Here is a 22,607-nt window from a genome sequence, read left to right as displayed (position 1 = left end):
TCAGGGCTGTTTTGCGATGCCACAATTACTTGCGGGTCGATACCGCGTTGTTGAAGTTAAAGCACCGGGAAAAACTTACCTCAGTCAGGAATGTCAAGTTTTCGATGGAACGGGTGCTCACTTCTCTAGCCAGGAGAATCAGCAAATGGTGGCAACTCCCAAACAGATACTTTCGGTTCCGCAGCGTGTCTATTGATCTACACGACAAGAAACGGGCCTATCGTCGCAGTGGAGTGCAAGAGTACATCGTTTGGCGCACATTGCATGAGGCGATCGATTGGTTTGTGCTAGAAAATGACGAGTATGTTTTGCTGAATGCAGACGAGCAGGGCACTATTCGCAGTCGAGTGTTTCCGGGTCTGTGGTTAGCGGTGTCTGCGCTGCTAGAAGGCGATATGAAAACGGTGCTGTCGGTACTGCAAACTGGCTTACAGGCTTCTGAAGGTTAGAGCAGTCAAGAGCGATCGTTGTCCTGAGACGCTTCAGAGATTGGGTCGAAAATGATTTCGTGGATGGCACTTGGGAGTATACGTCTCAAGGCTTTCAAGTATTCTTCTGCCTGACTGCGAGAGCGAAACCTTTGGATGACAATTCGCTGCATTTTGGGCAAGAGTCGAATGATGCACCAGGGGTGTAGCCGTTGCCAATAATTTGACGCTGCAAAACTTTCACCCGCTCGATCGGGCTGAGGGGCTGGTATCATAGTCACGTCTCCGTTTGTGGGACTTTGTGAGCGATCGTTCTTGAGTTGTCCAGACCGAGGAACGATCGCTTTTTAGTACAACTTGTATTAAAGGGTGATATACCACCCTTGTCAAGCATGAGTTCGTTTCGCATAAAAATTCGCGAGTTAGCGGAAGCACAAAACTTGAAAATTAAGGAGATTGCCGATCTCTCAGGAGTGAATTACAACACTGTGAAAAGCTATGCTCGTGTGGAGAAAATGACGACGGTAGACGTGGTAGCGTTATCAAAAATTGCGCGGGTGTTTGGGGTGGCGATCGAGGATTTAATTGAGGTAGTCGAGGAGTAGTGATGCCGTTGGATTATTTGACTGAGATTTATAGCTCGTTTGAGCCGTTTCAGCCACCACCTAGAGAAGCGTACGTGGATTGTCAGGAAGTGCGCGGCGGCTGGGAAGTGGTGCGTGAGTTGGGACGAAAGATTGCTCGATCGAAACAACCAACCTGTCAGCTTTATTCTGGGCATCGTGGCGTGGGCAAATCTACAGAACTGCTGCGACTCCGAGAGTATTTGGAAGCAGAAAGATTTAAGGTCGTTTACTTTGCGGCAGACGATGAAGACATTGAGCCGCAGGATACTGAATATGCAGATATTTTGTTTGCCTGCGTGCGTCATCTCGTGCGCGATGTGCGGATTCCTGAAGACCACAATCCGCTTGTGAAGTGGATGAAGTCTCGCTGGCAATGGCTCAAAGAGTTTGCTCTGACAGACTATGAGTTTACAGATTTGAAGCTGGAGCAGCAGATTAGTCAGTTTGCTAAAATCAGCGCCAACCTGCGGGCTGTGCCTGACAAACGGCGAGAGTTTCGGCAAAAACTCAATACCAATACTCAGTCATTGGTGGATGCCTTAAATGAGTTTATTGGTGAAGCTAAGTCTGTACTTCCTCAAGACTGCAAAGGGGTTGTGCTGGTAGCAGACAACTTGGATCGCATTGTAGAGGTGAAGGAGTCAGCCACCAAGCCGAGCAACTATGACGAGATCTATCTGAGCCGCAGTGAGATTTTGCGAGGGTTAGCGTGTCATGTGATCTACACCATTCCGATTTCGATGGTGTATTCCGATCGCAGCACTCAGCTAGAAGACAACTACGATAAGCCTGATGTGTTGCCGATGGTGATGGTGAAAAATCCGGATGGCACTGAAAATCAGAAGGGCTTGGAGAAGCTGCGAGAGTTGATCATGCGGCGCATGGTGTTGACTGACCCCAATTTGATGCAAACGCTGGAGGGCAAGGTTAGGGGGTTGGACACGCCGCCTGTGTTTGACAGTCCAGAGACGCTGAGGCTGTTGTGTCTGATGAGTGGTGGGCATGTGCGAAATTTGATGCAGATGATCCAAAAAGCGATCGATTGGACAGATCAGTTGCCAATTACAGCGAAGGCGGTAAAACGGGCAATCGATGAGACGCGAGAAACCTACAATCGGACGATTCAGGAGCATCAGTGGGAGCTTTTGGCACGGGCTTGTAGGCTACGGCAGCGAGAGAATGATGTTGAGCATATGCGGCTCATGCTAAACCGATGTTTGCTGGAATATCGCTATTATGATCAGCAGGATGAGCTACAAGTTTGGTGCAATGTGCATCCTTTGATTGAGGGAATTCCGAAGTTTCAGGATGCGTTGAAAAAAGTGCAGGCTGCACATGAATCTAGCTGAACTGGGTCAAAAGTCGCCTTTTGAGGAAGAGGTTTATCAAGCGCTGCGGCGATCGCTCCAGCGGCGGAAGGGGTTTGGACTTGTGTTTGTGCGGTGTTCTCCTGCGACAGCGACTCGGCTGATTGCCAGGGTAAAATCTGACATTTCTCAAAAGAAAATCGCGGTGTTGTCGCTGACAGAGCCGATCGACAATCTATATAACCTGGTAGAGGCTCGACCTGACAAAGATGAGTTAAACATTCTGATTATTCAAGGGCTAGAGAAGTCTTTGGAGCCTTACATTCAGCCTGGTTATGGCGGTGAGGGTGACTACTATACTCTGAGCAATCTGCCGCCAATTCTGGGACACCTAAACCAGCGTCGAGACGGATTCCGCGATCGCTTTCCTCATCTCTGTTTTGTATTTGTTCTGCCGTTGTTTGCCATTAAATATTTGATTCAACGAGCGCCCGATTTCTTTGACTGGGGCGGTGGTGTCTTCGAGTTTTCTGATTCAGAAGAACGACTAGTTTCACATCGTGACGTAGACGTAATTCAGGTAGGACAGGTAGGAAGAGACATGGACTACCGATTTCAGAAACGCAACCGACTATGGCAAATTCTTACAACCCCAATTGAACAACTAGACTTTGGTGCACCTGTCAGATATCTGAGAAAACTCCGCTGGTTCATGCAAGCTCAACTGTTATATGAAGTAGAACGCTACAAGGAAGCGATCACCAGCTATGACCAAGCGCTGAAGTATAAACCAGACAACGATGCAGCCTGGAACAATCGCGGCAATGCACTAGGTAAGTTACAACGCCACGAGGAGGCGATCGCCAGCTATGACCAAGCGCTGAAGTATAAACCAGACGACGATGCAGCCTGGTACAATCGCGGCATTGCACTAGGTAACTTACAACGCCACGAGGAGGCGATCGCCAGCTATGACGAAGCGCTGAAGTACAAACCGGACAGACATACAGCGTGGGGCAGTCGAGGAATTGCATTGGCGGCTCTAGAGCGCTATGAAGAAGCTCTTGCAAGTTACAACAAAGTACTTGAAATCAAACCAGATGATTCCTACGGCTGGTACAAAAAAGCCTGTTGTTATGGGTTGCAGGGTCAGGTGGAATTAGCGGTCGCCACTCTCAAGCAAGCGATCGACCTCGACCCCGAACATCGTGAGATGGCAAAAACTGATGCTGATTTTGATGGGATTCGGGAAGACGATCGATTTCAGGCATTACTCAACGAATCGGTAGAATAAGACAGAGAAGGCGCGATCGCGTCGTCATTTTTAAGGTCGATGAGTTATCAGATAAACTGAAAGAAAATCAGGTTTTGTCTCAATTAGGTTTCATGATGAAAAGCCGAATCTTTACCGCGATCGTTCACAAAGAAGACGATATGTATGTAGCGGAGTGTCCAGAAGTCGGCACTGTTGATCAAGGTGAAACGATTGAAGAAGCCATTGCCAACCTTAAAGAAGCCACACAACTTTATTTAGAAGAAACCTCCATCCCCGACGCAGCCCCAAAATTCATCACTAGTTTTGAGGTAAGCTGTGCCTAAATTACCTCGAATTTCTGGTGGCGAGGCGGTACGAGCATTAGAACAACTAGGATTTGTAAGAACCAGACAAACCGGAAGTCACGTCATCCTAAAAAAGCCAATCTTGGATGACGAAAAAGCCCAGGTTGGCGAGATTGTCTGTGTCGTTCCCCTCCGACGTGAACTCAAAGTCGGAACCCTCAGCGGTGTTCTCAGACAAGCTCAAGTAACTCCCGAAGAATTTATTCAGTCTCTCTAGCGTTGCCTTTAGCTATTGCGAAGCTAACCGGGGATGACGATCGTTTTCAGTCCTTACTTAACGAATCGGTAGAATAAAAGGAGACGGAGAGGAGCGATCGACGTAGAAGCACTCGCTATAAATAACGGCATGAACTATCAAAACATCATCACGATCGAACCTGGCAAACGCAGTGGGAAACCTTGCATTCGGGGAATGCGAATCACCGTTTATGATGTGTTGTCGTACCTCGCTTCAGGCATGACCTACCAAGAAATTTTAGATGACTTTCCTTACTTGACCCAGGAAGACATCCTAGCCTGTTTGAGCTACGCGGCCGACCGAGAAAGACAAACCCTCGTCGCCCAAGCATGAAACTTTTGTATGACCAGAACCTATCGCCTCGCCTGGTCGATCGTCTCGCAGACTTATACCCAGATTCAAAACACGTTTATGAAATTGGGCTTGATCAGTCAGACGATTTAATCTTGTGGACGTATGCTCAACAGCATGACTTCATCATCGTGACCAGAGACGCAGACTTTAATGAGATCAGCTTGATTCGAGGCTTCCCACCTAAAGTTGTGTGGATTCGTCGGGGAAACTGTTCGACTCGCGAAATTGACACTATGTTGCGATCTCTTCGAGTTACCCGCGAGGGGTCGCACTTCGATATCATTCAGTCCTTGAATGAAAATGCAAATGCTGGAATACTCACTCTGTTCTAACTTCAAGGTTTGGGATTCGCAGCGACGATCGATTTCAGGCATTGCTCAAAGAAGTAGACTGAATGGAGATTGAGAGGTCGTTATGAGTCAGAGCCATTTGTCAGAACAAGCGATCCCCCTTGCAGACCTGCATCAACGAGGACGCGCCATTTTTGAAAACTTGCCTTCCGAACTCGTGCAAAATCATCACAACTGGTTCATCCTGATCGAGCCAGAAAGCGGAGATTACTTTGTCGATCAAGACGAGATCGCTGCCCTCACTAAAGCCAGAGAAAAACATCCTCAAGTCCCGTTTGCCATCTTTCGCCTCAATGAAACCGGGCTGTGTGGACGAGTATGATCCAAGGTGAATTTGACGAACTTGGACAGTTATTTTTTGAGGTTGAACTGATTGCAACAAACGGTGAAAGGTTTGCAGTTAATGCACTGCTAGATACAGGCTCGACAGAGTGGTTAGCGATTAACGAGCAGGACTTGGAAGCCTTTGATTGGTCTTTCTATGGCACCCGCCAAGTTGAAACCGCTCAAGGAGAAACCATTCTGCCAACTTATTTGGGTAAAATCTCAGTCGATCGGCAAGAATTTACAATTCCAGTGGTCGTCGGTTCAGCATTTCAGCAAGTTCTCATTGGCATCCCCTGGTTGAGAACAAGACGATTGGTTGTAGATTTTTCAGCCGAGATTCTGACTCTAGGTTGAAAAGCATCGCCTTTGACCGCTGAATTCGATCGCTCTCGACCCCAAATATCGTGAGATGGCAAAAACCGATGCTGATTTTGATGGGATTCGGGAGGACGATCGATTTCAGGCATTACTTGACGAATCGGTAGAATAAGACGGAGAAAGCGCGATCGGTGTAGAAGCACCTGCTAAAAATAACAGAACTTGCTGTAGCAATGATCGATTTCAGGTGATTCAAAAAACTGTGAGAAACTTAGCCGATCGCCCTTGTAGTCATCCTTTATCCAATGATCGGATTGAGGTTTCTTAAATGTCAGACGAATCGTTTCATCATGTCGATCCAGAATGGCTCGAAAGCATCACATTAGAAAAGATTCAAAATCAGTCTTTGCAGGCTAACGAACTAGATTACTCGATTCAAGTGCCCACTCAGGATCAGAAAATTCCTCGTCGCAGTCGAGCACCCTGGCAGAGGATAGAGTTTGGCGGCATTGATCCAGGGACATTGCCGATCGCCGACTCTGGCAAGCGAGGACAAATTGGAGGCTGCTAACGTCTCGTCAGCCCAAAAATTCTACTTCAGCCAAACTTCACAACTCGATACGACATTTAGCGGTTGACGGGGAACAAATGATGAGGGTTCTCCAGTCAGGGAAAAGATATACTACCTGAGTAGAGGCGATCGTCGTGATTTTCTCCTGATTCCTTGTCAAAGTCATGAAGAATTTATGTGGCACACTCCTACTGCCCGTGTTTTCCCAGACAGGCTTAGATGGAAATTAAGAGAAACTGCTGATTAAGAGTCAAATCTTCATGAAGCATTCTTCTGACGCAACGCCCCTGATGCCCCCAGGAACCCCCCGCAAAAGTTGCTGCCATTCCAGTTCGTGGAGTCTAGGGATGAACAAAAGAATCGAAAAATGGTTAACGGTCTGCGCTCTGGGCAGTTGGGCAGCCTCGATCGGGGCGCTGGTTGCGATCGAGGCTTCTTCTTCCCAGCCGCTATGGAGGATTGGGCTTTCGTCTTCTCAGTTGAGTGAGCCGCCTTCGCAGACGGATTCTGTTTTGAGTAGAACCTATCAAAGCTCAGAGCAGATGATTTTGAAGTTGTCGTCACATCCAAGACACTGGCTCGATCGCAATCTGTCGGAGCGTGAGAATTCAGACCTTCAGCCTTCTAGTTTGCCAATGAAGACAACGCAGGTTAAAAATTTGATTTCAGCAGAAAGAGTGCCTCGCTAAATCCTATTCACCTAGCATTTGTAGCTGATAAAGACTGGCATAGAGTCCGCCCTGACTCAGCAATTCATCATGAGTGCCTGACTCGACCAGTTGCCCTCGCTTTAAGACCATGATGCGATCGACGTTGCGAATGGTCGAAAGTCGGTGGGCGATGATGATGGCAGTGCGGTGTTCTAGCAGGCGTTCTAAGGCTTCTTGGATGAGAGATTCGGTGCCGACATCGAGGCTGGCGGTAGCTTCGTCAAGTACCAAAATCGGAGGATTGCGGATGGCGGCGCGGGCAAAGGCGAGGAGTTGTTTTTGGCCTCCGGATAGGTTGGTGCCTCGTTCGCGCAGCATGGTGTTGTAGCCCTGGGGCAAGCGTTCGATTAGGGTAGCGACGTTGGTACTTTCGGCGGCGGTTCGGATTTCGTCAAAGCTGTAGGTTTCGCCGAGGGTAATGTTGCTTTTGACATCGCCTGCAAACAAAAAGCCGTCCTGTAGAATTACGGCCATTTTTCGTCTCAGTTCGGCTTGGCGCAGGTTGCGAATGTCAATTCCGTCCAATAGAATGCGCCCTTTAGTGGGTTCATATAGGCGACTGAGCAAGCGGATAATCGAACTTTTCCCGGCTCCGGTTGGCCCGACTAAGGCGACTTTCTCACCGGGACGAATCACAAAGTCCAAATCTTGAAGCACGTATTCGTCAGACTTGTAGGCAAACCAGACGTGATCAAAGCGGATTTCTCCGGGGGAGGAGGAAAGGTTGCCGCTGGCGGCACGCTTCGCGAGAGGGATGAGGGATGAGGGGTGAGTTTCTGGATCGCGGATCTCGATCGGTTCGTTCAAAATTTCGCTGACTCGCTCGACGGCAGTAAATCCGGCTTGGATGGCGGTGAATTTCTCGGCAAACTGACGCAGGGGATCAAAGAGGCGTTGGGCAAACAGAATGAAGGTGGAAAGAATGCCGAAACTGATGGCCTTGTCCATAACCAGCCAGCCACCGATGCAGAGAACGCCGCCGATCGCCACCAGAGACACCCATTCCAAAGTCGCTGAGACGGCAGAATCGTGAAAAATCGTGCGATCGACTTCTTTGATATATTTCAGGTTGGTCTTGCGAAAGATTTCACTATTAAACTGTTCTCGACGAAATAGCTGCACAACGCCGATGCCTGTGATGTTTTCTTGCAGCATGGAGTTGAGAACGGATAACTCTTCTCGCGCTTTGTAGTTAGCTTTGCGAAACTGCTGCTGAAAGTAAACAATCAATGCAGTCACAGGCAACAACATCAACAGTAACAATGTCGCTAACTGCCACTGAATGGTAAACATCGTTACCGTGATCACCAGCATCGAAAACAAATCACTGACAACACCGATCGCGCCCGTCGAAAACACTTCGCCTAACGCTTCAACATCACTGGTGAGCCGAGTAATTAATCGACCAACGGGCGTACGATCAAAAAATCGAACCGCGAGAGACGTAACATGATCAAACAAATCATTGCGAATGCTGGCGGTAATGCGCTGTCCCACTTTTTGGACTAGATAACCTTGAGTGGCATCCAACACCAATCGAGACACCATCGTTAACAACAACAGCCCTGTGAGAATATTGAGTCCTTCTGAAAGCGATCGCCCCTGCAAAAATCCAAACGTAGTCGGTTCTCGTCGTAGCAAAGAAACGGCTTGACCGATGAGAATGGGCTGAAGGGTCGTGGCGATCGCTGAAGGCACCAAAAACACTAGCGACCACAACAACAACCGCATATTCCGACGAGCGTAGGGCACCAGTCGCAGAAATAATCGCCAGTCAGTTTCTTTGGGTCGGCGGGTGTCGATCGAGGTCGGTTGGGTCATGGTAGCGCGCAAGTCGGACAAGCTTAAGGATAGCGAATAATCGATGGTGAGTATCAGGTCGCTACCTGGCTGACGGTCTGACGCATCTGATTTACATAGTCATGCAGTCCATACGTATCAAGCCGATAGCTAAGAGGGTGGGCAATCAGCCGGGCCGTACTTTGAAACAGCACATCGATTTCGATCAGTCCATTTTCTCGCAGCGTGTTGCCTGTGGCGACGAGATCCACGATCGCTTCTGACATTCCGGTAATCGGGCCCAACTCGACCGAGCCAGCTAATGGAATGATTTCGACAGGCAGATCCAACGATTGAAAATATTCGCGGGCACAGTGGACAAACTTAGAAGCGACTCGACCGTGGAGTGGGAGTTCGAGGGGCGATCGATAGGGGCTACTGGCTTTCACGGCGACTGACAATCGACAGGGCCCAAACCCCAAATCGACGAGTTGAGCAACATTGGCAGCTTTTTCTCGCAGCACGTCATAGCCGACAATACCGAGTTGTGCTTGCCCATATTCGACATACACCGGGACATCTGAGTTTCTGACTAGTAAGGCTTTGGCGGTGTTGCTAGGGTCAGTAATTTGCAATTGACGGTTGCCCGGTTCGAGAAAGGCACTAAAGTCAAGTCCAACAGATTGTAGAAGGCGAATGCTGTCTTTGAGCAAACCACCTTTGGGAATGGCGACGGTGAGCATAGGAAGGGAGGAGGGAGGAGGGAGGAGGGAGGAGGGATGAAAAAAGACCCAATCTATCCGAAGATCAGGATAAGCCTTAAATATTAAAGATAGGGGGTTGTGTGAACGATCGCCTAATTTCCCTCGACATCCCACACCCCACACCCCACACCCCACTCCTCCCTTCCCCATGCGAATTCTGCTTGTTGACGATGAAATCGAAATGGCTGACCCTTTGAGTCGAGTGCTGGCTCGTGAAGGCTATCAAGTGGATGTGGCTTACGATGGCGATCGCGGTACCCAATTGGCGACTGAAACTCAATACGATCTGCTGATTCTGGATTGGATGATGCCCAAACGATCGGGGCTAGAAATCTGTCAGCAGTTGCGCTCAAACGGGGACACGACACCTGTTTTGTTTTTGACGGCCAAAGATACGATCGACGATCGCGTGTTGGGATTGGATGCCGGGGCCGATGACTATTTGATCAAACCGTTTGAACTGCGAGAATTGCTGGCACGAGTCAGGGCATTGTTGCGGCGGCCCGTGGTTCAGGAATCAACTCCGACGCAACGCTTACGAGTGGAAGACCTGGAATTAGATTTGCAAAACCAGATCGCTTATCGAAACGGACGAGCGATCGAGCTTTCCGAAAAAGAAAGTCAACTCCTTGAATACCTGATGGGTCAACCCAATCAGCTTCTCACTCATGACCAAATTTATCAGCATCTCTGGAGCGACGGCGAAAAACCCACCAGTAACGCCCTGGCTGCTCAAATCCGCCTCCTGCGTCGCAAGATCGAAGTCGCCGGAGAAATGCCCCTCATCTCAACCGTCTACGGCAAAGGCTACCGATTTGGAAGCGGCGAATAGCCAAGTTTGAAGAGTGAAAAGTCCCTCAGAGTTGGCAGCCTGGGGGGCAGAAGATGAGATCAACGAAGCGAAGGAACCCGATCGCTCCAACTTACGACGTTTGCCAATCCGGTCAGCCCCATAAATTCCCGGACAGTGAGGGACTTTGAACGAGAACTCTAATCCGACGTGAATTCGACGAAATACTTCGCTCCGACTGCAAATTCGGGAACGCCCCCAAATCCCCCACAAGTAAGGGACTTTGAACTGGAAGTCTTGTCTTAAAGTCCCCCAAAATTGGCGGGTTGGGGGGCAGAAGTGCAAAATAACGAAGCGAAAAATTCTATCGAACTGACGTTAATCCGAAAGTCCTCCATCAGCCAATTTGCGGCGCTGTCGGGTGAGAATGCTCATCACTTCGCCAAACGAGGGCGCAGGCAGCAAAGGACTCCAGTCCGTCGCATTCGCAAATCGTCGAACGTGTAGGTTTTGAATCGTCTCCGTTACCCCGTCTGAGGAACCGATAATTAACACCCGCAGAATTTCAAACTCATCAGAGTGAGGAATGGCAACGTCAGGTAAAAGATCCTGAAGCGGAATGCGAAGTGAAGTAATCGTAAAACGGGGAATGGTATCGGGAAGGAAACGGCGTTGAATCAATTCTAGAAATGCATAGGCGAAATCGCACAGCCAAAAGCCAGCGTTCAATAAGCGCTCTGCCATGTGGGTACTCCAATTTTAAGTTTCCGAAGAAACCCAAAAAACTAGCCGCCCCGACGAACATCGCAAGCCGGAGCGGCCAAAGGAGTGATAAAATCCTCCATTAGCCCTCTGGACTGTCTCAGTCAGTCTCGTGGGTTAGCTGCCCTTGGTTGCTGTAACAGCCTTGGGTAGCGACAGACTAGATTTTTTGGGCGACCAGACAGCCTTCCCGTGACGAAAAGATGTCCTTGATTTGAGAGAATATCTGGAATTTTGCCCCGCGTCAAGTAAATGTTGCAGCAGTTTTCAAGGGAATGAGGATTTTGGGTTCGATCACTCCTTTCATCCGCACTAAGCATTTCAAAACAATCAAATCCCCTGATCACCGAGTTACAAACTTCAGAAACTAATCGAAAATCATGCAGGGCTAATCTCTACAATATCGTCTGATTACGCTTTAGTTTGGACGGGTCAAACGACATTATTTCAAATCTAATAACCCTTCTTCTTTGAGTTTGGGATTAAAGCGCAAATCGGCTTTGACTCCGCGCGATCGCAGTCCTTCCAAGATCCCAGCTTCAATGCGTCGCGCCACATTTTTGAGAATTTTGACCTGAGCAACTTCATCGTGATAGGGGTCAGCGTAATTCGCTTTTTCGGCATCTGTCATCAAGGCTTTAACGTCGATCGGCTGGTTCCAGGTTGCGTCGTCACCGATCGGAGCCGCTCCGTTTTCAGCAATCCACGCCTCTCGAATTTCTTGAAGAATCGTGCGACTGGGGCGATCGACCGTCTTCACTTTTACCCAATAACAGTGTTCGGGTTGTCTGACTAAATGTTGTCTCAAACTCAAAAAAACGTCGCGAGAAAATCCAATAAATTGCAGAACTTTTTCACCATCAAAAATGGCATAAACGCCGACTTTTCCCTGAAATTCTTCGGGCAGTTGACCCGCGTCATTGACGTAAGAAATGAATTCTAAACTAGCTAAAGGAGGAGTTTCAGACATTGGAATCTAACTGCTGATTTTCTAACTGATTTTTCGATAAATTGCACAAAGACGGCTGGGTTTAAACACCTTTGCCTTGAACATAAAATTGGGCGGAACGTTAACGATCGCATACTCCAAAGAATTTTGAAACTTCTCAAACTCAGCAGGCATTCCTTTAGGCGTTGCCGTACTGTAAGGCACAGGCTGAAACAGTAACTCAGTGAATTCGACACGACTACACTGCAACGTATTGGCAATCTGTTCGAGAAAAGCGGCGCTATTCAAACACTCAAACAAATTGGCTTTAACGTCAGGCTCTAGCGAGAAACTGCTGTCGAAGTTTTCAATAATTTTGAGTCCCATAATTTGAGTCAGATGATGAACCGTAAGCTAACGCCAATTCAAGGAGCTTTCTCGCTGCGGTTACAGACTTTGGACTACCTAAATCCCCTACAAGTGAGAGACTTTGAACCAGAACTCTTCTCTTAAAGTCCCCTAAAATTGGGGGTTGGGAGGCAGAAGATCTCAACACCGAAGCAAAAGAACTTCAGCAAATTAGCATTAGCTCTCGATCGTATCCCGTTTTGTGACGCACAGACGCTATAGTTCCTATTGCTGAATGCGATCCAATTTATGACGAAGCTGCCTGTTATTCCTGCTTGTGCCTGGAGTCGTGCGATCGGGCTGGGCTGGGAAAAGCCTTACACCGTTCGCTATGCCAGCAATTTAGACGACGGGCCCTGGCACGGAATGCCCCTGGGCGGATTTGGCGCGGGTTGTATTGGGCGATCGCACGGCGGCGATTTCAATCTCTGGCACATTGATGGCGGCGAACATGTGTTTCGATCGATGCCCGCCTGTCAGTTCAGCGTCTTTGAGCAAGTTGAAGACCAAACGCAGACCTACGCCCTTTCGACTCAATCTCCTGAAGACGGCACCTTAAGCACCTGGCAACCGTATCCAACGACCGAAACGGGGACTTATCACGCGCTGTATCCTCGGAGTTGGTTTGCTTATGAAAATGTCTTTCAAGCCACGCTGACTTGTGAACAATTTTCGCCCATCATTGCCCACAACTATCAAGAGACGAGCTACCCGATCGCCGTTTTTGAATGGACGGCTCACAATCCCACCGACAAGCCGATCACGTTGAGTATTTTGCTGACCTGGGAGAACATGGTTGGCTGGTTTACCAATACGCTCAAGTCGCCGGAAGTGGTGGTGCGCGATGACGGCAGTCCTGTTTATGACTATCAGCCCCGCCTCGGAGAAAGTGCCGGAAACTTCAACACGCTGACCGGAGACGAGCAACGAATCGGCATCGTCATGAGCAACCAGAACGTAGATCCCGCTATTCCTCCGAGTGAAGGTGACGGACAGTGGGCGATCGCGACTCCGCTCAATCCTTATCTAACAGAAGTTTTTTACGACACACGCTGGAATCCCGTTGGAGATGGCTCTGATCTGTGGCAAACCTTCTCAAAAGATGGATCGCTTCAAGACCGTGACGACGAAACCCCCGCAAAAGAGAGAGAACGCATCGGAGGTGCGATCGCCGTTCGTTTCACATTAAAACCAGGACAGACGCGACAGATTCCCTTTGTGCTGAGTTGGGATTTTCCGGTGACGGAGTTTGCTCAGGGCGTGAATTATTTTCGTCGCTACACCGACTTTTTTGGCCGCACCGGACTCAACGCCTGGACGATCGCCCGCACCGCCCTCAAGCATTATCGAACCTGGCAAGAAAAGATCCAGACTTGGCAACAACCGATTCTCGATCGCGCCGACCTGCCCGACTGGATGAAGATGGCGTTGTTCAACGAGCTTTATGATCTGACCGATGGAGGAACGCTCTGGAGTGCCGCAGACGAACGTGATCCCGTCGGTCAATTTGCTGTTTTGGAATGTCTCGACTATCGCTGGTATGAGAGCTTAGACGTGAGACTATACGGTTCGTTTGGGCTATTGATGCTCTGGTCTGAGTTAGAGAAATCAGTGATTAGAGCCTTCGCCAGAGCGATTCCCAACCGTGATGAAAAGACCCGCGTGATTGGCTACTATTACACCCTCAAGTCAGAAAGTCCTTTAGCGATTCGCAAAGCTGCCGGAGCGACTCCCCACGATTTAGGAGCGCCCAACGAGCACGTCTGGGAAAAAACCAACTACACCAGCTACCAGGACTGCAACTTGTGGAAAGATTTGGGTTCCGATTTTGTGTTGCAAGTCTATCGAGACTACTCTCTGACAGGTGCCACCGACGTTGAGTTTTTGGCGGACTGTTGGGAAGCGATCGTACAAACCCTGCACTACCTAAAAGCCTTCGATTTAGATGACGACGGCCTTCCCGAAAACGCTGGTGCCCCCGATCAGACCTTTGACGATTGGCGACTACAGGGAGTCAGCGCCTACTGTGGCGGATTGTGGATAGCAGCATTGGAAGCGGCGATCGCCATCGGCAAGATTCTCACCCGCCCCGTTGCCACGTTTGAAGATTGGCTGAAGCGATCGCGCCCCCTCTACCAAGAAAAACTCTGGAACGGCGAATACTACCGACTCGACAGTGACAGCGGTTCCGACATCGTAATGGCCGACCAGCTTTGCGGCCAATTCTACGCCCGCCTCCTCAACCTCCCCGATGTCGTCCCCCCAGACTGCGCCCAATCCGCCCTCAAAACCATCTACAACGCCTGCTTCCTCAAATTCAACGACTACATCACCCAAACCTCCGATCCGCCTCACGCCTCACGCCCGCCTCATCCGATCGGGGCCGCCAACGGCGTTCGTCCCAACGGTTCCCCCGAAAACCCCAACGCCACCCACCCGCTCGAAGTTTGGACAGGCATCAACTTTGGACTCGCCGCCTTCCTAGTGCAAATGAACCTGAAAACCGAGGCACTAACCCTCACCAAATCCGTCGTTCAACAAATCTATGACAATGGTCTTCAGTTCCGCACGCCCGAAGCGATCACAGCCGCCAAAACGTTTCGCGCCAGTCACTACCTCAGAGCAATGGCGATATGGGCCGTCCTACACAGCCTAGACACAGAAAAATAGGCGTTGCTGAATCAGGGGATAAATTGCCCCAAAGCGAAACCCAAGGTTCAAAGTCCCCCAATTTTGGGGGATTGTAGGGGGCGAAAAGATAGACACTTCCCACAGAGTCATCCCTCCAATCAGCAACACCGAAAACTGAAATCAGGTTTAACCTCAACAAATTCACATCAGTTAAACCCCTGGAGCATTCCCAATTCCCATTTATTTCAAGAATTGCTCACAATAGATTAAGTTCTTCCGATAATTTCTACCGATCGACGGTAGCGTTGAGTAGCCTGGTGTGACGGGGTGCAAGTCGAAACTTCTTGCTATGGTGCATTGCGACAGAATGAAACGACGATCCATTTTTCTAGCTTTTTTGCTTGGGCTGTGTTTGGTATTGCTGCCCATTTATATCGATCGACCATTGCCCACGATCGCAACCGCGCAACAATCTAAGCCCCCCGCCGAAACCTCCCCAAAATCCTCCAGCGATGACGAGTCAGACAAATCCTTTAAGCCATTTGCTCAAGTGACTCAGGATGCAACTCGCATTGACGGGCTGTTTCCGCTCTACCACAACAAGCGATCGGGCAAACTCTTCGCCGAAATCGCCCCCGATCAGCTAAACCGCAACTATCTCTCGACCATGACGTTGGAATCGGGAATTGGAGAGCGAGGAATTTATAGTGGGTTGCCCCTGGGTGATTTTCTGTTTACGTTTCGTCGCGTCAATAACTCGCTACAGTTTGTCATTCCCAACACTTATTTTCGTGCTCAGGCAGGCAGTCCGATGCGGCGATCGGTCGATCGCTCCTTTAGCGACTCTATTCTCGAAGTTTTGCCGATTCGCAGCATTCACCCTCAACGCAAAACGCTGCTCGTCGAACTCAATCCCCTTTTGTTGGGCGACCTACCTGGATTAATGCCCGTCTTGTCGTACTCGCTGCAAGGCAGTTACTCGATCGATGCCAGCAAATCCTACTTTGGTCAGGTCAAAGCCTTTCCGCAAAATGTGGAGATTGAGTCGTTTTATGGTTTTTCAGGGGGCGGCGACGGTTCACAAATGCCTCCTTACATTCAATCGCTGCCCGACAGCCGAGACTTTAGTTTGAGAGTTCGCTATAGCCTGTCAAAACTGCCCGAAAATAACGGCTACCTGCCTCGCTTTGCCGACGATCGGGTGGGATATTTCATCACGGCTTTTAAAGATCTAACCGATGACACGCCGCGCCAATCCTTTGTGCGCTACATCAACCGCTGGAAGCTAGAGAAAAAAGACCCCAAAGCTGCCCTGTCGCCCCCCAAAGAGCCGATCGTTTTTTGGATCGAAAACACCGTTCCGGTTGAGCATCGAGAAGCCGTCAAAGAAGGCGTTTTGATGTGGAATCGCGCCTTTGAGAAGAGTGGCTTTCAAAATGCGATCGTCGTCAAACAAATGCCCGATAAAGCAGATTGGGACCCGGCCGACGTGCGTTACAACACGATTCGCTGGTTTAACTCGACCGATGCGATTTTTGCGATGGGGCCGTCTCGCGTCAATCCCCTGACGGGCGAAATTCTGGATGCTGATGTGATTGTCTCAGCCGACTTTGTACGCGCCTTGAAGGAAGACTATCGCACGATCGTCGAACAAAATCAGATGACCTCGGCTCCCTTTGCGGCCCAACTGACTGGAAATCCTAATCTCTGTAATTTTGGCATGGCGGCCCGATCGCTCCAGCGCAATGCTCCCAAGCTTTCGCAAAAAACAGCTCCCAAACTACGCTTTGGCTCTCACCTGGGCAACTATCAGGATCTCTGTTATGGCGTAGATACCGCAAAACAGTTCGCGGTGGGCAACATGGCGCTCTCAATGTTTCAAAACGTTTTGCCTAGCAGTCCCGAAATGAAGGAATACGTTCACCAATTTGTCCGAGAGTTGATCGCCCATGAAATCGGTCACACCCTCGGTCTGCGGCACAACTTCCACGGCAGCGCCATGCTCAAACCCAATGAGTTAAACGACAAAGCGATCACGCAGCAAAAAGGACTCGTCGCCTCCGTCATGGACTACAACGCGGTCAATCTTGCGCCTCAAGGAGTCAAACAGGGACACTACTTTACGCCCGTGATTGGCCCCTACGACGAGTGGGCGATCGCTTACGGTTACACGCCTACGGATGCCAAAATTCCTCAAGCCGAAACTCGCGCCCTGCAAAAAATTGCCCAGCGGGCCCCAGACCCAGATCTTTCTTATGCCACTGACGAAGACGCTTATACTTTCCTCGATCCCAAGGTCAACCTATTTGACATGAGTGGCGATCTGCTCACCTACACCCAGTGGCAACTCGACAACGCCCGCGAAATGTGGAAGAAGGTCGATCGTCGCTATCCGAGTGCAGGAGAAAGCTTTAATGAAGTTCGCGTCGCGTTTAACGCAGTCTTTGAGTACTACTTTCAATACTCTTTGTTTCTCACCGAATATGTGGGCGGACAATACTTTAACCGCTACCGATCGGGCGACGCAAAAGGACGACTGCCTCTAGAGCCTGTGCCCGTAGAACAGCAGCGTCAAGCCCTTCTCAGCCTGCGAAAGAACGTATTCAGTGAAGCAAACTTTCAATTTGCGCCTGAGTTTTTGAATAAGCTGGCACCCTCTCGTTGGAGTCACTGGGGAACCGAACCGTCTGCCAATTTAGACTATCCGATTCACGACAATATTCTATTTTTGCAAACGATCGTGCTCTACGATCTCTTGGGATATCAGCGTCTGGCTCGTCTGCGCGATGGTGAACTCAAAACCGCTCCGGGTCAATCTCTGACCATTCCCGAACTGTTTGACTCTCTGCAAACCAGCATTTGGGGCGAAGTCATGAAACCAGAGGGAACGCTCAAACTGTCTGGTCTGCGCCGCGCCATTCAGCGAGAGTACATGAACACGCTGATCGCCCTAATTTTACGAAAAGCGGACGCGCCCGAAGACGCTCGAACCGTTGCCCGCTATGAGTTAAAACAGCTTCAAGGATCGATCGGTCACGCCCTACGAAAAGTTAACGATCAAGACATCTACACCAAAGCACATTTAGAAGAAGCCCGCGATCGTATCAACAAAGCTTTAGATGCTCAGTTGCAGTCAGGCTAATTTTCAACGTGAATTTGGTGAAGTCGGTGAAGTCTCCGATGCTCTAAACTTCTGTCCTCCAAGCTGCCAATTTTGGGGGACTTTAAGAGAAGAATCGTGTTTTAACGTGAATTCGATGAGAGTTTTTTCGCTTCGTTGTTCACGGCTTCTGCCCCCCAACCCCCCAATTTTGGGGGACTTTCAGAGAGGAATTCTGGTTCAAAGTCCCTCACTCGTGGGGGATTTAGGGGGCGTTCCTGGATCTAAAAGCGAAGCGTTCATCGAACTGACGTTGTTTTAACCCGCGAAGGCGGGTTTTGTTCTCATAGCCGCGAATTAATTCGCCGGGTTTACTAATTTACGACCCAAAAGTTTTTGGATGGATTTTATCTGACCAAATCGCTCAAGGTCGAATCGCCAAACCCGTCTCAAAGTCAAAAAGATGAATCTTATCAAGAGCGATCGCCAGCCACAGATCTTCACCCAACTCAACCGAACGATCGGGTTCTACTCTGGCTTGCAGCAAATCCCCGGACAGATTGACCGATAAAAAGGTTTCGTTGCCCAACGCTTCTACCAGTTCCACTTTGACAGGCAGATTTTTGGGAGCCGGAGGGCTGACGCTCAAATGTTCGGGACGAATGCCCAACAGTACCGTCTGACCATCATAGTACTGCAACGCTGTTGTCCAGACTTCGGGTAACGTGAGCCGAAATTGAGGATGACTCAGCAGCAATGGTAATTTGACCTGCACAGGCAAAAAGTTCATCGGCGGCGATCCAATAAACTCTGCAACAAACCGATTGGCAGGCTGATTGTACAATTCGAGCGGCGCAGCCAGTTGTTGGATCTGTCCAGCATTCATGACAGCAATGCGATCGCCCATCGTCATCGCTTCGGTTTGATCATGGGTGACATAGATCGTCGTCGTGCCTAGTTGACGTTGAAGTTTGACGATTTGAGCGCGAGTTTCGGCCCGCAGTTTGGCATCGAGATTAGACAGCGGCTCATCCATCAAAAATACCTGGGGATTGCGCGCCATCGCTCGACCTAGGGCGACTCGTTGCTTTTGGCCGCCAGAAAGCTGTTTGGGCAAACGTTCTAACAACGGCTGAATTTGTAGCATCTGCGCCACCATGTTGACTCGTTGCTCAACGGCCCGTTCGCGATCGGACACAAACCGCAAGCCCTTGGGCAACGAACGAGTCGCCCCAACCAAAAAATTTTCGCCCCAGTTTGAGTGCGTTTTCTGAGAAGTCTGACCAAGCGCTGTCCGTCTCAGCCCAAACGCCAAATTGTCATACACCGTCATATGAGGATAGAGCGCATAGTTTTGAAACACCATTGCAATGTCGCGCTCTTTGGGCGGTAGCTCATTGACCAGACGATCGCCCACTCGAATAGTGCCCCCGGTCAGTTCCTCCAATCCTGCAATCAGCCGCAGTAGGGTACTTTTGCCGCATCCAGACGGGCCCACCAGCACCATAAATTCGCCATCTTGCACCGACAAATTGATCGATCGCAAGACGGCGGTTGGTGAGGCGGGAGGCGGGAGGCGGGAGGAGTCAGGTTCCCCCTTGGGTGCTTTTGGGGCCCCTTTCTGGAAACTTTTGTAGATATTTTCAAGAACAACCTGAGCCACGATCGCAAACCCTCTTTGTAGATGCAAATCAGCTTATCGGTTGAGTGACCCCTCAGCAACCACAGCAAGGATTGTTTACCGAAGCGCCTGGATTCTGGATTTGTATTCGGCACTGTTGAGTCCGTCTTTGCCCCCAGCGGAACCCGATTGCACCATTTGTTTTAAGCGAACCACGCGATCGGCGGCGGCAGGGTGCGTACTCAAGAATGTGGGAGTCGATCGAGCGCTCACCAGCTTTTGCATAAAGGCCACCATCTCAGAGGGAGCATACCCAGCGCGAGTCAGCATGTTTAACCCAACCTGATCGGCTTCAAACTCGGCTCGACGGCTGTGAGGCAGACGCATCGCTAGTTGCACCCCAATATTAATTGCCTGACTGCGATCGGCTCCTGTTGCGGTTAACAAGCCCCGCGTTCTCATCGTTTCTCCCATCTGTTTGATGGCGTGACGGGCGGTAATATGACCAATCTCGTGACCCATGACGCTGGCAAGTTGCGCTTCGTTGTCGGCCGCTGTCAGCAGACCTTTGTGAACATAAACAAAGCCGCCCATTGTGGCAAAGGCATTAATGGCGTTATCGTCCACCACTTGAAAGGTATAGCGCAGATTAGGACGCTCACTCTTAGCCGCCAATCGTTGCCCAATCTGGTTGACATAATCATTGATGCGGGCATCTCGGATCAGTCTGACCTGTTTGGTCGTAATCTCTCGATTAATTTGCTGGCCCAGTTCTGTTTCTTGAGCGTCAGACATTCTCGTAATTTGAATGCCCTGAATCACCTGAACGCCGCCCCGCAGCAGATCCAGCCAAGAGGCTTGAGCCATCATCGGCTGACCGATCGCAATCCCCAGCGCGATCGTCACAGACAAAACTGGGTAAAACCAACGGCGTGTTTTTCGCCACAAAGCGCTAAAGGAAGGTTGAGAGGATGGGTTTAACATAGTGCCAAGTCGGGTAAGAAAGAGTTGGAGTCGCTCCACAGGGACGCAAAACAAGACTGCTTAAAAACGAGACGATTTTTCCAGGATTTTGGTTGCAGGAAAGGCGATCGTGACGAAGAAAAATTTCAATTAAAAATTGAGTTGAGAAGCTAGCCTCTAATCGTGATCACCCCTACCAGTCATGGTAATCTGGACTGTCACGAATGGGCGCAGCATTGCTCTGCCCACCAAGCATTGAGATTGCTCGTCTAAACTAAAACAGCAACGAGAAATCTGCTCAGAGGATTGCTCAAACTCAATCGCGTTTCAAAGCTCATCACCGCAACTGGAACTGTTTATGGCTATTCTAGATTCTCAAGGTCGCTTATTGGGCAAACTCAGCATTCTAGATGTAGGGGCGGCCCTGGTCATTTTGCTGGTTATTTTTGGTATCTTTTTTTACCCTGGTACGTCTGGCTCAGTCGCTCAAGTAGGAGCCATTCGTAAAGCAGTGGAGGTCGATGTGATGGTCAGAGGGTTGAGCGCTGTCAGCCCCAAAGATTTGATCAAAGAAGGGCAAAAAGCCAACATTGTGGTGCGAAAGCAGCCTTCAGGGGAAGCCATTTTGAAGTCGGTGAAGTTTTTGCCCCGCAATACGATCGTGCCTCAGCCTGATGGCTCGGTCAAATCGCTACCTGACCCCCGACCCGAAGCCGCTTTGTCAAACGACATGATTTTGACGCTAGGCAGCAATGCTCAAGTTGCCGAAGATCGGGCGACCAAAGAGCGAACTCCCGTCCTCGGTGGCGAAAAAGTAAAGGTCGGAATGTCGCTTGAGTTAGATGGCCCAAATTACAATTTCACCACCAGCGTCATCTCAGTCAGAATTCAGGATTAGTCAGACTTCTCAATCAGACCAACAAAAAAACAGGGACAGAATGATTGCCCCTGAGTCCTGAGAGTTTGCGATTTAAAGAGTTTGTGGCTTAAGTGGCTCGATCAAGTTGAGAATTATTTCCTCACGTTAGCGAACGGCATTTTTAGCAGATTCAACGGTGTCACCTGCTTTGTCCTGCGCTTTCTCTAAGGAATTCTTGATTCTCCCTTCGATCGTGCTTGCATCTGTGTTAGAAGGGCGCTTCATGCCTTCGATGCCTGCGGTTCCTTGGATTTCGTTGGGGGCACCGTTTTGCGCTCTCTCGGTCACTTCCTCAATGGAACGTAAACCGCCGCGATCGATGGCATCTTTAGCCGTCCGCTCATAGGTTTTGGCGGGTTCGGTCGCTTCGCCTTTAATCGGTTGATTGGGGTTAGGAGCCGCATTCGCCGTGTTCACTACGGACGAAAATAGTAATACTGCACACAGACAGGTCATTAACACAAACCGTAGCGTAGATAGAATAGACTTCATACAATTTCCTCCGATTAGATTGTTTGAATGACTGACAGATTAAATCTGAACAGATTGGACTTTAACTGTCCCTATCTACCCAGAATTCGTCACATCATCACATCTACATCTAGGGTGAGTTTGCTTTGTTGGAGTCTAATTATTTGCCTGTCGTAAGAAGGATGGATCGAGAGGAGTTCACCCTTTAGACATAAATTCTACGCGGGGCAATAAAGGATCTTGAACCACTCCAAGTCCTTTGAAGCCCCAGCGTTTTAGCACCTTATCGACCTGTGTTCCGGGAAGCGACTCGACACTGAAGCGATCGCTCACTCCTGACGCATGTTTATTCAAATAACTCAGCGCATCGTAGTGTTCTGAGAAAACCAGCATGTAGCCATTTTGAGGCGATCGAGCCTCTGATTCTCCTAGATTTGGATGGGCTGCCAGATAGCTACCATCGGATTTTAAGCGAATGAGATAATAAGATTCGGAAAACATAGGAAGAAGGGAGGAGGGAGGAAGAAATAGGTAAGGGTTTGGTGTTTTAAGGATTGGAAGTTTTGTTAACGTCAGTTCGATGAGAGTGACTCGCTTCGTTTCGATCGGCTTCAGCCCCCTA

28 protein-coding genes are annotated in these 22,607 nt (G+C 49.6%); 18 read left to right on the top strand and 10 right to left on the bottom strand.

Going from position 1 to position 22,607, the window contains the following annotated elements:
- Window positions 1-16: 16 nt before the first annotated feature.
- Window positions 17-196 (top strand): hypothetical protein, encoded by a 180-nt coding sequence (locus tag ACJ2PR_RS24510; protein ID WP_446859667.1) that lies wholly within the window; start codon window positions 17-19, stop codon window positions 194-196.
- Complete coding sequence (locus tag ACJ2PR_RS24505) at window positions 186-449, top strand: Uma2 family endonuclease (RefSeq protein WP_446878902.1); 264 nt, start codon at window positions 186-188, stop codon at window positions 447-449. The genes ACJ2PR_RS24510 and ACJ2PR_RS24505 overlap by 11 nt, the downstream gene beginning before the upstream one ends.
- Window positions 450-454: 5 nt before the next feature.
- On the opposite strand, the gene ACJ2PR_RS24500 is transcribed toward ACJ2PR_RS24505, so the two are convergent.
- Complete coding sequence (locus ACJ2PR_RS24500) at window positions 455-703, bottom strand: hypothetical protein (RefSeq protein ID WP_446859665.1); 249 nt, start codon at window positions 701-703, stop codon at window positions 455-457.
- Window positions 704-820: 117 nt separating this feature from the next.
- On the opposite strand from ACJ2PR_RS24500, the gene ACJ2PR_RS24495 reads away from it, so the two are divergent.
- The 12 genes from ACJ2PR_RS24495 to ACJ2PR_RS24440 all read left to right on the top strand — a co-directional run bounded on the left by ACJ2PR_RS24495 (window position 821) and on the right by ACJ2PR_RS24440 (window position 6,828).
- Complete coding sequence (locus ACJ2PR_RS24495) at window positions 821-1,033, top strand: helix-turn-helix domain-containing protein (RefSeq protein ID WP_446878901.1); 213 nt, start codon at window positions 821-823, stop codon at window positions 1,031-1,033.
- Between the two features lie 2 nt (window positions 1,034-1,035).
- On the top strand, window positions 1,036-2,403 hold the full coding sequence (locus ACJ2PR_RS24490) for an ATP-binding protein (protein ID WP_446878900.1): 1,368 nt from the start codon (window positions 1,036-1,038) through the stop codon (window positions 2,401-2,403).
- On the top strand, window positions 2,390-3,655 hold the full coding sequence (locus ACJ2PR_RS24485; RefSeq protein ID WP_446878899.1) for a tetratricopeptide repeat protein: 1,266 nt from the start codon (window positions 2,390-2,392) through the stop codon (window positions 3,653-3,655). Before ACJ2PR_RS24490 ends, ACJ2PR_RS24485 begins: the two co-directional genes overlap by 14 nt.
- Window positions 3,656-3,750: 95 nt before the next feature.
- Window positions 3,751-3,960 (top strand): type II toxin-antitoxin system HicB family antitoxin, encoded by a 210-nt coding sequence (locus ACJ2PR_RS24480; protein ID WP_446878898.1) that lies wholly within the window; start codon window positions 3,751-3,753, stop codon window positions 3,958-3,960.
- Window positions 3,953-4,198, top strand: coding sequence for a type II toxin-antitoxin system HicA family toxin (locus ACJ2PR_RS24475; protein WP_446878897.1), 246 nt, complete (start codon window positions 3,953-3,955; stop codon window positions 4,196-4,198). Before ACJ2PR_RS24480 ends, ACJ2PR_RS24475 begins: the two co-directional genes overlap by 8 nt.
- A gap of 129 nt (window positions 4,199-4,327) precedes the next feature.
- Window positions 4,328-4,552, top strand: a complete 225-nt coding sequence (locus ACJ2PR_RS24470) for a DUF433 domain-containing protein (protein ID WP_446870094.1) — start codon at window positions 4,328-4,330, stop codon at window positions 4,550-4,552.
- Complete coding sequence (locus ACJ2PR_RS24465) at window positions 4,549-4,905, top strand: DUF5615 family PIN-like protein (RefSeq protein ID WP_446870093.1); 357 nt, start codon at window positions 4,549-4,551, stop codon at window positions 4,903-4,905. Before ACJ2PR_RS24470 ends, ACJ2PR_RS24465 begins: the two co-directional genes overlap by 4 nt.
- 82 nt (window positions 4,906-4,987) lie before the next feature.
- Window positions 4,988-5,245, top strand: a complete 258-nt coding sequence (locus ACJ2PR_RS24460) for a hypothetical protein (protein ID WP_446870092.1) — start codon at window positions 4,988-4,990, stop codon at window positions 5,243-5,245.
- Complete coding sequence (locus ACJ2PR_RS24455; RefSeq protein ID WP_446870091.1) at window positions 5,242-5,604, top strand: hypothetical protein; 363 nt, start codon at window positions 5,242-5,244, stop codon at window positions 5,602-5,604. Before ACJ2PR_RS24460 ends, ACJ2PR_RS24455 begins: the two co-directional genes overlap by 4 nt.
- A gap of 19 nt (window positions 5,605-5,623) precedes the next feature.
- Window positions 5,624-5,740 (top strand): TPR end-of-group domain-containing protein, encoded by a 117-nt coding sequence (locus tag ACJ2PR_RS24450; protein WP_446878909.1) that lies wholly within the window; start codon window positions 5,624-5,626, stop codon window positions 5,738-5,740.
- Window positions 5,741-5,896: 156 nt separating this feature from the next.
- Complete coding sequence (locus ACJ2PR_RS24445; protein WP_446878896.1) at window positions 5,897-6,139, top strand: hypothetical protein; 243 nt, start codon at window positions 5,897-5,899, stop codon at window positions 6,137-6,139.
- Window positions 6,140-6,486: 347 nt separating this feature from the next.
- Window positions 6,487-6,828, top strand: coding sequence for a hypothetical protein (locus tag ACJ2PR_RS24440; protein ID WP_446878895.1), 342 nt, complete (start codon window positions 6,487-6,489; stop codon window positions 6,826-6,828).
- A gap of 3 nt (window positions 6,829-6,831) precedes the next feature.
- Here the strand turns inward: ACJ2PR_RS24440 and ACJ2PR_RS24435 are convergent, their stop codons facing one another.
- Complete coding sequence (locus tag ACJ2PR_RS24435) at window positions 6,832-8,670, bottom strand: ABC transporter ATP-binding protein (RefSeq protein WP_446878894.1); 1,839 nt, start codon at window positions 8,668-8,670, stop codon at window positions 6,832-6,834.
- Between the two features lie 53 nt (window positions 8,671-8,723).
- The gene (gene hisG / locus ACJ2PR_RS24430) at window positions 8,724-9,371 is read right to left on the bottom strand and encodes an ATP phosphoribosyltransferase (protein ID WP_446859654.1); all 648 of its coding nucleotides are present in this window, start codon (window positions 9,369-9,371) and stop codon (window positions 8,724-8,726) included.
- 169 nt (window positions 9,372-9,540) lie between these two features.
- Between hisG and rppA the strand changes: the two genes are divergently transcribed.
- Window positions 9,541-10,224, top strand: a complete 684-nt coding sequence (rppA, locus tag ACJ2PR_RS24425) for a two-component system response regulator RppA (RefSeq protein ID WP_446878893.1) — start codon at window positions 9,541-9,543, stop codon at window positions 10,222-10,224.
- A 336-nt stretch (window positions 10,225-10,560) separates the two neighbouring features.
- On the opposite strand, the gene ACJ2PR_RS24420 is transcribed toward rppA, so the two are convergent.
- The 3 genes from ACJ2PR_RS24420 to ACJ2PR_RS24410 all read right to left on the bottom strand — a co-directional run bounded on the left by ACJ2PR_RS24420 (window position 10,561) and on the right by ACJ2PR_RS24410 (window position 12,259).
- Window positions 10,561-10,926 (bottom strand): hypothetical protein, encoded by a 366-nt coding sequence (locus ACJ2PR_RS24420; RefSeq protein WP_446878892.1) that lies wholly within the window; start codon window positions 10,924-10,926, stop codon window positions 10,561-10,563.
- Between the two features lie 460 nt (window positions 10,927-11,386).
- Window positions 11,387-11,914, bottom strand: coding sequence for a GIY-YIG nuclease family protein (locus ACJ2PR_RS24415; protein ID WP_446878891.1), 528 nt, complete (start codon window positions 11,912-11,914; stop codon window positions 11,387-11,389).
- A gap of 21 nt (window positions 11,915-11,935) precedes the next feature.
- On the bottom strand, window positions 11,936-12,259 hold the full coding sequence (locus ACJ2PR_RS24410) for a hypothetical protein (protein ID WP_446870086.1): 324 nt from the start codon (window positions 12,257-12,259) through the stop codon (window positions 11,936-11,938).
- 270 nt (window positions 12,260-12,529) lie between these two features.
- On the opposite strand from ACJ2PR_RS24410, the gene ACJ2PR_RS24405 reads away from it, so the two are divergent.
- Window positions 12,530-14,950 carry a GH116 family glycosyl hydrolase gene (locus ACJ2PR_RS24405; protein WP_446878890.1) on the top strand — a complete coding sequence of 807 codons (2,421 nt, stop codon included), beginning with the start codon at window positions 12,530-12,532 and terminating at the stop codon, window positions 14,948-14,950.
- A gap of 328 nt (window positions 14,951-15,278) precedes the next feature.
- Entirely contained in the window at window positions 15,279-18,053 is a 2,775-nt protein-coding gene (locus ACJ2PR_RS24400; RefSeq protein ID WP_446878889.1) for a zinc-dependent metalloprotease, read from the top strand.
- A 382-nt stretch (window positions 18,054-18,435) separates the two neighbouring features.
- Here ACJ2PR_RS24400 and ACJ2PR_RS24395 read toward each other — a convergent pair whose 3' ends face one another.
- The gene (locus ACJ2PR_RS24395) at window positions 18,436-19,674 is read right to left on the bottom strand and encodes an ABC transporter ATP-binding protein (protein WP_446878888.1); all 1,239 of its coding nucleotides are present in this window, start codon (window positions 19,672-19,674) and stop codon (window positions 18,436-18,438) included.
- A 75-nt stretch (window positions 19,675-19,749) separates the two neighbouring features.
- Window positions 19,750-20,616, bottom strand: a complete 867-nt coding sequence (locus ACJ2PR_RS24390) for a M48 family metallopeptidase (protein ID WP_446859646.1) — start codon at window positions 20,614-20,616, stop codon at window positions 19,750-19,752.
- Between the two features lie 337 nt (window positions 20,617-20,953).
- Here ACJ2PR_RS24390 and ACJ2PR_RS24385 point away from each other — a divergent pair, with 337 nt between their 5' ends.
- Entirely contained in the window at window positions 20,954-21,493 is a 540-nt protein-coding gene (locus ACJ2PR_RS24385) for a DUF4330 domain-containing protein (protein ID WP_446878887.1), read from the top strand.
- Window positions 21,494-21,619: 126 nt separating this feature from the next.
- Here the strand turns inward: ACJ2PR_RS24385 and ACJ2PR_RS24380 are convergent, their stop codons facing one another.
- Window positions 21,620-22,006: a hypothetical protein gene (locus ACJ2PR_RS24380; protein WP_446870078.1), complete on the bottom strand. Its 387-nt coding sequence runs from the start codon at window positions 22,004-22,006 to the stop codon at window positions 21,620-21,622.
- A 177-nt stretch (window positions 22,007-22,183) separates the two neighbouring features.
- Complete coding sequence (locus ACJ2PR_RS24375; RefSeq protein ID WP_446859643.1) at window positions 22,184-22,486, bottom strand: hypothetical protein; 303 nt, start codon at window positions 22,484-22,486, stop codon at window positions 22,184-22,186.
- Window positions 22,487-22,607: the final 121 nt, after the last annotated feature.

The sequence above is a fragment of the Phormidesmis sp. 146-33 genome, assembly GCF_052939515.1.
Note: the sequence above shows the minus strand (reverse complement) of the source record. Positions and strands in the feature narration are given on the sequence as shown.